Here is a 9,146-nt window from a genome sequence, read left to right as displayed (position 1 = left end):
GGTCCCATCCCGAACCCGGAAGCTAAGACCCACAGCGCCGATGGTACTGCACCCGGAAGGGTGTGGGAGAGTAGGACACCGCCGGACCACACCACAACAGGGTCGAGCCCCCGCACCACACGGTGCGGGGGCTCCCCGCATTTAACACCCCCCCTGGAAACCACCACCCCACAGGGGAGCCGGCACGAGGACCGGCACCTGCACGGGCGGCGCAGGCCTCGCACGAGAACAGGCCCCCACCGGACACGGTGGGGGCCTGTTGGGGTTGCGGGGCGGAGGAGCTCAGGCGACGATCTTGCCGGGATTGAAGTGGTTCCCCGGGTCCGCGGCGGCGAAGAGGCTGCGCATGAGCTGCACGCCTTCGGGGGAGACGTCCTGCTCCATCCAGGGGCTGTGCTCGAGCCCGACCCCGTGGTGGTGGGACAGCGTGCCGCCGGCGTCGATGAACGCCTGCTGGATCGCGCCCTTGATGACGGCGTACTCGCCGTGCGGGTCCTCGCCGAGCTCGTACCCGAAAGTGAAGTAGAGGCAGGCTCCGGCGTGGTACGAGTGGGACATGTGGGACATGATCCACCCGGTCTTGCCCTGCGCGTCGAAGGCCCCCTGCGCGGCGTCGTAGACCGCCTGGTGGACGGTGGTGAGCTTGGACCACGGTGCGGCGGTCTCGGAGACGTCGCCGATGGTGTTCTGCTCGAGCAGGAAGTCCCTCAGGTAGGGGGTGTCGAACTTCTTCTGGTCGTAGAGCGCGCCGGGCCCCGCGCCGAGCACGAGGGCGCCCTGCTTCTTGACGATGCCGGCCACCGTCCTCTTCCGGCGCTCGACCTCCGCTCTGCTCCCCTCGAAGCACACGTAGGCGATGCACATGGCGTCGGTGTCCCAGCCGCGGCGGCGCATGATCTCCCACAGCACGTCCTGGCCCTTGGCCGAGAGCTTCTTCTTGAGCGTGGCCGGGGCCTTCTGGGTCGACAGGGAGAAGGCGGTCTCGTGGGCGTCGGACACGCGGGCGAAGGTGGTGCTCACGCCGGAGCGCGCGATCTCGCGCATCGCGACGAGTGCCTGCTGCCACGTGGGGAACATGTACGCGATGACCTCGCGGTGCTCCGCGAGGCGGTGCACGTGCACGTCCAGCTGGGTGATGACGCCCAGCCGCCCCTCGGAGCCGATGATCATCTCCCGCAGGCTCGGCCCGGTGGAGGTCGAGGGCAGCGGGCGAAGCACCACGGTGCCCCCGGGGCGCACCACCCGCAGGCCGCGCACGATGTCGGCGATGTCCCCGTACTTGTCGGACTGCATCCCGGAGGAGCGCGTGGCGGCCCATCCGCCGAGGGTCGAGTGCGTGAAGGAGTCGGGGAAGTGGCCGAGCGTCCAGCCGCGGGCGTTGAGCTGCTCCTCCATGTCCGGGCCCAGGACGCCGGCCTGGATGGTGGCCAGGCCCGAGGTCTCGTCGAGCGAGAGCACCTGGTTCATCCGCCCGAGGTCCAGGGAAACGATGGTTCGTTCTTCGCGCGGGTCCGGCTGGAGACTCCTGGAGATGCTGGTGCCCCCGCCGAAGGGGATGACCACGAGATCGCGCTCCACCGCGAGCCGCAGGATCCGGGCGACCTCGTCCTCCGTACCGGGGTACACGACCGCATCCGGCACGCGGGCGAACTCGCCCGCCCGGGTGAGCAGCAGCTCGGTGACGGACTTCCCGGCCCAGTGCACGATCCGCAGCTCGTCGTCGAGGGTCAGGTGCTCGGGGCCGGTGATGGCGCCCAGCGCGTCCAGCAGGGACGCCTCGGCGCGGGAGGCGGGCACGCTCACCGTGGCGAAGTCGATGGTGTCGCGCTGCCGGGGCCGCAGGTCCACGTCCAGGGCGTTCTTGACGAACGGGGCGAAGGCGGGCTTGTTCGCGTACTCGAAGTGCACGCCTTCCTCGCCCCACCCCCACCACTTCATGTGCTTCACGTGTGCCATCTGCGCAGTACTCTCCTGGTTATCGGGGGTGGGGTTCAGGCGCCGATGCGCGGACGGTGCTCGGCGTAGAGCGCGCGCACCGAGGCCTCGATGCGGTCGTTGAACGAGGAGGTGGGCTCCTTCTCCCGGGCGACCAGCGGCTCGCCGACGGCGACCACCACCCGGGGGCGGCCGCGGCGGGGCCAGCGCGTGCCGCGGGGCATCGCCTCGTAGGCCCCGATCAGTGCGACGGGGACCACCGGCACCCCCACGGCCTTGGCCAGGCCGGCCGCACCGATCTTGAAGGACCCCATCTTCCCCGTGCGGGACCGGGTGCCCTCGGGGAAGATCAGCAGCGGGACGCCGGCCTTCAGGAGCTGCTTGGACAGCCCCCGGTTCGCCCCGGTCCCGGTCCGGTCCACCGGGAAGGCGTTGAAGATCAGCTCGGTGAACATGCGCTTGTGCGGGGCGGTGAAGAAGTAGTCCGCGGCCACTCCGGTCGCCAGGTCGCGGCAGATGCGCCGGGGCACCGAGCCCAGGACCAGGGGCGCGTCGAGGTGGCTCGAGTGGTTGGCCACCACGATGCACGCGCCGTCGAGGGCCTCGGCCGCGGGGTGCGTCACCACGGTCCGGCGGATCGTGCGGTACGCGAGGCCCTGCAGGAAGACCCGCTGCGCGATCCGGCGGGCGAGGCGGCGCCGCGGGTTGCGGAAGCGCTCGGGACTCAGGTGCGCGGAGGACGCGGGCGGGGCCTCGGGTGCGGGCTCGGCAGAGGATCCGGGGGAGGGCTCGCTGCTGCCGCCGTCGATGGTGCGCTGGACCGGGACGGGCTCGTGGGGATCGCGGCGGGTCACGAGCCGGCCGCCCGTTCCTTCTGGCGCGCCGAGGCGACCAGACCGGAGATCCACCGCACCGCGGAGCGCGGCAGGTGGCGCAGGGCGAAGCCGAGGAGCCGGTAGCGCCTGGTGGGCATCGAGAGCACTCTGCCGCGCGCGACGTCGTCGAGGGCCTCCTCGACCACGCGCTCGGGGCTGAGCCACATGAAGGACGGGATCGAGGTGCCGCTGATGCCGGCGCGCTCGTGGAACTCCGTGCGCACCCAGCCGGGCAGCAGCGCCGTGACGTGCACGCCGGTGCCGCCGAGCTCGACGGCCAGGGCCTCGGTGAACGCGGTCGTGTACGCCTTGATCGCCGAGTACGAGCCCATCGTGACCAGGCCGGCGGTCGAGGAGACGTTGATGATCCAGCCGGAGCCGCGCGCCGTCATCGCCCGCGCCGCCGCCGAGGAGAGCACCAGCACGGCCCGGCACATGACCTCGAACGCGCGGTCGTGCGCCCCGGTGTCCGGGTCGGCGAAGCGGGTCTTCACGGAGAAGCCGGCGTTGTTCACGAGCACGTCCACGGGCCGCTCGGGGTCCTCGACCCGGGCGGCGACGCGGTCCACGTCGGTGCGGTCGGAGAGGTCCGCAGGGAGGACCTCGACCGGCACGCCGTGCTCCGAGCGCAGCCTGGCGGCCGTCTGTTCGAGGCGGTCCGCATCGCGGGCCACGAGAACGAGTGCATTTCCCCGGCGGGCCAGGGCCTCGGCGAACGCGGCGCCGATGCCGGACGTCCCCCCGGTGACGAGAGCGGTAAGCATGAGATCTAGGCTACACTACGGTAGCCGTAGCGCAGCCGGGTGCGGTCCGCTCGCGGGGGGCCGTCGGCGCCCGCCGGGCGGTGCCGCCGCATCCCCCCGCCCGCTCCGCACCGACGGCCGACCAGCACACCACCGGAGGAACACCGTTGACCGAGACCCCCACCACGCGCGTCCTGCTGACGGGAGCCACCGGCTTCCTGGGGCAGGCGGTGCTCGAACGGCTGCTGTCCGACCACGAGGGTGTGCACATCACCGCCGTCGTCCGCCCTCGGGGCAGCATCAGCGGTGAGCAGCGGCTGCGGCAGCTGCTGCGCAAGCCGATCTTCCGCACCTGGCGGGAGGGTCTGGGCGGCGCCGAGGCCGAGCGGGTCTTCGCGGAGCGCACCGCGGTGCTCGAGGGCGACCTCTCGGCGCTCGCGGGCATCACGGAGCCGTTCGACGTCGTCATCCACTCGGCGTCGACCGTGTCCTTCGACCCGCCCATCCACGAGGCCTTCAACACGAACGTCGGCGGCGCCACCGGTCTCTACGACGCGCTCCTGGCGTCCGGGCAGGACCCGCACGTCATCCACGTCTCCACCTGCTACGTCGGCGGCATCGCCAAGGGGCTGCGCCCCGAGGCGGCCGTGGACCACGACGTCGACTGGGTCGCCGAGTTCGAGGCGGCCCAGCGGGCGCGCGACGAGGCCGAGATGGCCTCCCGCACCCCGGAGCGGCTGCAGGCCGTCATCGACGCCGCCACGGCTCAGCACGGCAAGGAGGGGCCCAAGTCGGTGGCCCGGGCCGCCGAGGCCGCGCGCGAGGACTGGGTCCGCACCCGCCTCGTCGACTACGGGCGCACCCGGGCGCAGTCCCTGGGCTGGACCGACATCTACACCTTCACGAAGGCCCTGGGCGAGCGCGTCGCCGAGCAGAAGTGGGCTGACGGAGGCCACCGCCTCTCCGTGGTGCGTCCCTCCATCATCGAGTCCGCGCTCCGCCACCCGTACCCCGGGTGGATCGACGGCTACAAGGTGGCCGATCCCCTGATCATGGCCTACGGCAAGGGCGCGCTGCCGGAGTTCCCGGGGCTGCCGGACTCGGTGCTCGACGTCGTCCCGGTCGACTTCGTGGTCAATGCGATCGTGGCGCTGGCCGTCGGCGGCCACCGGACACCGTCCGGGAAGATCACCCCCGAGCGCGACCCGGCCCCGGTGACCGGCTACTACCAGGTGTGCTCGGGCGCCTCCAACCCTCTGCCGGTGCACCGGATGTACGAGTACATCCGGACGTTCTTCCTCGCGAACCCGCTCCAGGACGACGACGGCAATCCCATCAGGGTGCCCGAATGGAGGTTCCCCGCGAACAACGCCGTGGAGCGCTCGCTGGCGGTCAAGGAGAGGCTCACGGCCGCGGGCGGGAAGCTCACCACGGTGCTCCCGGCGACGGCCCGGACCCGGGAGTGGGCGACCACGCTGCACCGCGCGCAGTCCTCCCTGGGCTCCCTGCGGACCTACATGGACCTGTACCAGGCCTACACCCGCACCGAGATGATCTTCGACGACGCCCGCACCCGCCAGCTCAACAGCTCCCTGCCGGCCGACACGCCCGAGGACCGCACCTTCGACGTCCGGTCCATCGACTGGAACGACTACTGGCAGAACGTGCACATGCCGGCCCTGACCACGATGACCAAGGCCTACGGCCGGCTCCGCTCCGCGTCCCGGCGGCGCAGCGCGGCCAGGCGGGGTCTCAGCGAGGGCACGGACGTCCTCGCGGTCTTCGACCTCGAGGGCACCGTCCTGAACTCCACGGTCATCCACCAGTACCTGCAGCTGCGCCGCCGGACGCTGCACCTGGCGAAGTGGCCCGCCGAGGTCGCCGACCTCGTCTCGAGCGCCCCGACCTACCTGAAGGCCGAGAAGCGGGACCGCGGGGAGTTCATCCGGGCGTTCATGCGCCGCTACCAGGGGGTGCCCGCCGGGACCGTGCGGGAGCAGGTGGCCGGGGCGCTCGGCCAGGACATGCGGCGTCTCCTGCGCCCCGGGGCCCTGGCCCGGATCGAGGAGCACCGCGCCGCGGGGCACCGCACGGTGCTGGTCACCGGGTCCATCGACCTGCTCGTGGAGCCGATCGCCCACCTCTTCGACGAGGTCGTGGCGGGCCGGATGGACGAGCGCGACGGCGTGATGACCGGCTACCTCGCCGCCCCGCCCCTGGTCGACGAGGCGAGGGCCCAGTGGCTCAAGACGTACGCCGAGCAGGGCGGCTACGACCTCACCCGCTCCTACGGCTACGGCGACTCGCACGCGGACGCCAGCTGGCTGCTGCTCATGGGTCACCCGTACACCGTCAACCCCGACCTGCCCCTGTACCGGCTGGCCCGGAAGAACCACTGGCCGATCGAGGACTGGAAGACCGCCTGACCGCTCCGGCGGCGGGCGGCGGACAGGAGGGCACCGATGGGCGACGACGACCGGACCGATCCGCGGACCGTCACCACCGACAAGAAGATCACCGCGGCGGCGCTCGCCCTCCTGCGGGAGGGCGGTCCGCAGCGGGTGAGCATCGAGGCGGTCTCGGCGGCCTCCGGCGTGGCCAAGACGTCGATCTACCGCCGCTACGCGAACAGCCTGGAGATGCTCGAGGCGGCTCTCGAGGACGCGGTGGCCACCTGGCCGCCGCAGCGGCCGAGCGCCCCGGCGAGCTGGGACGCGGGCCTCGCCGAGGCACTGGACTTCCTGCTGCACGACATGGGCATCGGGGTGGCGGTCTCGCTGCTCACCGACCCGGACTCGGAGACCTCCCGGATCCTGCGGGCCCACCTGGTCCGGCCGCGCGTGGAGCGGCTCAAGGAGCTCTTCGCGGCGGAGACCGCGGCGGGTCGGCTGAGCCCGGACCTCGACGTCGACGTCGTCCTGGACTTCGTGCTGGGCTCCGCCTACTCCCACGTGGCGCGGTACGGCAGCCTGGGCGAGGACTGGCCCCGGCGGGTGCACCGGACACTGACCGGAGTGCTCGAGGCGCACCGGCCCTGAGCGGGCGCGACCGGCTCCCGGCTCAGAAGACCTCGCGCTCGTCCGGGCGCTGGGCCAGCTCCGAGGCCACGTAGTCCTCGACCGCCGTGTGCGTCGCCACGTCCTTGCCGGCGCGCTCGGAGAGGAACCACCGGTGCTCGAGCACCTCGTGCACGATCTCGGCCGGCTCGAGCTTGCGGCGCATCGGCGGGGTGACCGCCTCCATGATCGGGGAGAAGACCTCGCGCATCCAGAGCTGGGCCACGAGCTCCTCCGGCAGCCCGGGATAGAGGTCCTGTCCCAGCTGCGCGATGTCCGTCACCAGCCTTCGGGCCTGGTTCTCGTGGGCGTGCAGACCGGTGAGCCGCTGCAGCCGGCGGGTGTGGTGGCCGGGCTCCACGACCTGCGGACGCAGCCGGATCCGCCCGTCGACCGTGTCCATGGAGGCCTCCTCCACGTCGAAGCCGAGCTGGTTGAGGCGGCGCACCCGCTCCACCACGCGCCAGCGCTCGTCCATGCTGAAGGTCTCCTCGACCGTCAGCTCGCGCCACAGGAACTCGTAGGTCGCCACCAACCGGTCGGAGACCTCGAAGGGGTCCACCACGTCCGCGATGTCGTGCCCCTCCTCGACGGCCCCGGCGAGCAGGTCCATGATCTCCCCGGCGACGTTCGTGCGGGCCAGCTCGATGTCGTACCCGCGCTGGCCGCGGGTGAGCTCCGGGTGGATCTCACCCGTCTCCGCGTCCACGAGGTACGCGGCGAACGCGCCGGCGTCCCGGCGGAACAGCGTGTTCGAGAGCGAGACGTCGCCCCAGTAGAACCCCGAGAGGTGCAGCTGCACGATGAGCGAGGCCAGCGCGTCCACGAGCCGCTCGACCGTGGCGGCGCTGGGGCCGGCGGAGAAGATCGCCCGGTACGGCAGGGAGAAGCTCAGGTGGTCCGTCACCAGGGCCGCCGGCAGGGGCTCGCCCTCGGGCGTGTACCGGTCCGTGACCACGGAGTCCGGCACGACGGACGGGATGCCCATGCGCTGCAGCCGGCGGAGAGTGGCGTACTCGTGCCGGGCGTAGTGAGGGACGGTCTCCTTGACGGCGACGACCTTCTCACCGACGTGGGCGAAGCGCACGACGTGCCGGGAGATGCCGCGGGGCAGGGCGGCGAGGACGTCCTCCGGCCACTGCTCGAGGGGAGTGTCCCACGGCAGCTCCAGGAGCGCGGGGTCCGGGAAGGCCGTCTGGATGGACACGCTCCCGGACCGTCCGCCGGGGGCGGGGCCGTCCTGGGGCGCGTGGGGGAAGTGTGGGGCCAGGGAACCCTTCATACCGGGCCATGCTAGCAACCGGGGCGGCGCCGCGGGCCCTCCCGCGCTCGCTCCCGGCGGTCGCTAGGGTGGTGAGGGTGTCGATCGAACAGCGCATCCACGCGCACTACGCCGGGCTCTCGCCCCAGGAGCAGCGGGCCGCCGACCTGATCCTGGACCACTTGGACGACCTCGCCCTGTACAGCTCGGCGGAGCTCGCGCAGATGAGCGGCGTCTCCCGCGCCACCCTCTCCCGGCTGTACCGGCACCTCGGCTTCGAGTCCTTCACCGAGCTCCGGGAGACGGCCCGGACCCTGCGCCAGCAGGGCGTGCCCCTCGGCCCGGACGCCGGTCCGGAGCTCGGCGGGCACCTGGAGCAGGAGCTCAAGAACCTGCGCAAGGTGCTGGGCCCGGCGGGGGAGGAACGGCCGGCCCAGGCCGTTCGCGCGCTCGCGGAGGCGCGCACGGTCCTGCTCGTCGGTCTGCGCAACAGCTACCCGGTCGCCCTGCACCTCAGGCAGCAGCTCCAGCAGGCCCGGGACCGGGTCCGGCTCGCCCCCCTGCCGGGCCAGACCCTCGGGGAGGAGCTCGTGGACGTGGGCGAGGGCGACGTCGTCGTCCTGCTGGGCTTCCGGCGGCGCCCCCGCGGCTTCGAACAGCTGGTGGAGGTCTGCACGGCCACCGGGGCGCGGACCGTCCTCGTCGCCGACAGCACGGCCCGGCGTCACGCGTCCGCCGTGGACCTGTGGATCGAGTGCCCCCTCGACGGCGTGGGGCCGTTCGACTCCTACGCGGCGGCCATGAGCCTCGTCTCCGTGCTCGCCGACGGCGTGCTGACCGCCGCCGGTCCGGAGGGCCGGCGGCGGGTGGAGCGTACGGCGGAGCTCTACGAGGAGCTCGACGAGCTGGATCTGCGCTGAGCAGGGACGTGCCCCGGTGTGCCGCGCAGGACCGTCGGCTAGAATTCGTCAGTTGGCTGATCGATCGGAGCCGCAAGCGGCCCGGTCCGTACCGAGAGGAACACGCTGTGCATGATCCCCAGGCACTCGCCGAGGCCGAGACGCATCTCCTCCACGTGCTCGAGCACTCCGACCCGCCGCGCGACGCGAGTCGCTACAACGTGACGGCGGCAGCACGGGCCTACCACGACCGCACCGGGAACTGGGACGTCCGGGGCGCCGACCCCGAGCTCGTCGAGCAGATCCTCGCCGAGCACCCCGCCGGGGACTGACCGGCCCCCGCGCACGTCACGGCGCCCTCCCCCGCGGGGGAGGGC

At 72.4% G+C, this 9,146-nt stretch carries 8 protein-coding genes and 1 rRNA gene; 5 read left to right on the top strand and 4 right to left on the bottom strand.

The genetic code is table 11. The features are described 5' to 3' along the window. A 5S ribosomal RNA gene (gene rrf / locus ACFU0Y_RS15330) occupies window positions 1-87 on the top strand; the annotation flags it as partial. A 195-nt stretch (window positions 88-282) separates the two neighbouring features. Here the strand turns inward: rrf and ACFU0Y_RS15325 are convergent. From ACFU0Y_RS15325 to ACFU0Y_RS15315, 3 genes are read right to left on the bottom strand one after another with little or no spacing between them, the layout of a single operon-like run. After that, complete coding sequence (locus ACFU0Y_RS15325) at window positions 283-1,956, bottom strand: FAD-binding oxidoreductase (protein WP_380215388.1); 1,674 nt, start codon at window positions 1,954-1,956, stop codon at window positions 283-285. A gap of 35 nt (window positions 1,957-1,991) precedes the next feature. Next, on the bottom strand, window positions 1,992-2,789 hold the full coding sequence (locus tag ACFU0Y_RS15320; protein WP_380215387.1) for a lysophospholipid acyltransferase family protein: 798 nt from the start codon (window positions 2,787-2,789) through the stop codon (window positions 1,992-1,994). Continuing rightward, window positions 2,786-3,574 carry an SDR family NAD(P)-dependent oxidoreductase gene (locus ACFU0Y_RS15315; RefSeq protein WP_380215386.1) on the bottom strand — a complete coding sequence of 263 codons (789 nt, stop codon included), beginning with the start codon at window positions 3,572-3,574 and terminating at the stop codon, window positions 2,786-2,788. The genes ACFU0Y_RS15320 and ACFU0Y_RS15315 overlap by 4 nt, the downstream gene beginning before the upstream one ends. A 146-nt stretch (window positions 3,575-3,720) precedes the next feature. On the opposite strand from ACFU0Y_RS15315, the gene ACFU0Y_RS15310 reads away from it, so the two are divergent. Together ACFU0Y_RS15310 and ACFU0Y_RS15305 are read left to right on the top strand one after the other, a co-directional pair. Beyond that, a complete protein-coding gene (locus tag ACFU0Y_RS15310) occupies window positions 3,721-5,979 on the top strand; it encodes an HAD-IB family hydrolase (RefSeq protein WP_380215385.1) in 2,259 nt (752 codons plus the stop codon). 36 nt (window positions 5,980-6,015) lie between these two features. Next, window positions 6,016-6,591 carry a TetR/AcrR family transcriptional regulator gene (locus tag ACFU0Y_RS15305; protein WP_380215384.1) on the top strand — a complete coding sequence of 192 codons (576 nt, stop codon included), beginning with the start codon at window positions 6,016-6,018 and terminating at the stop codon, window positions 6,589-6,591. A 22-nt stretch (window positions 6,592-6,613) separates the two neighbouring features. Here the strand turns inward: ACFU0Y_RS15305 and ACFU0Y_RS15300 are convergent, their stop codons facing one another. Beyond that, window positions 6,614-7,816: a DUF4032 domain-containing protein gene (locus ACFU0Y_RS15300; RefSeq protein WP_380215383.1), complete on the bottom strand. Its 1,203-nt coding sequence runs from the start codon at window positions 7,814-7,816 to the stop codon at window positions 6,614-6,616. 152 nt (window positions 7,817-7,968) lie between these two features. Here ACFU0Y_RS15300 and ACFU0Y_RS15295 point away from each other — a divergent pair, with 152 nt between their 5' ends. Both ACFU0Y_RS15295 and ACFU0Y_RS15290 read left to right on the top strand, forming a co-directional pair. Next, the gene (locus tag ACFU0Y_RS15295) at window positions 7,969-8,790 is read left to right on the top strand and encodes a MurR/RpiR family transcriptional regulator (RefSeq protein ID WP_380215382.1); all 822 of its coding nucleotides are present in this window, start codon (window positions 7,969-7,971) and stop codon (window positions 8,788-8,790) included. 107 nt (window positions 8,791-8,897) lie between these two features. Then, on the top strand, window positions 8,898-9,101 hold the full coding sequence (locus ACFU0Y_RS15290; protein ID WP_380215381.1) for a hypothetical protein: 204 nt from the start codon (window positions 8,898-8,900) through the stop codon (window positions 9,099-9,101). The last annotated feature ends 45 nt before the right edge of the window (window positions 9,102-9,146 follow it).

It is taken from the genome of Kocuria sp. NPDC057446, from assembly GCF_042802875.1.
GTDB lineage: Bacteria > Actinomycetota > Actinomycetes > Actinomycetales > Micrococcaceae > Kocuria.
This window is presented reverse-complemented; position numbering and strand designations above follow the sequence as displayed.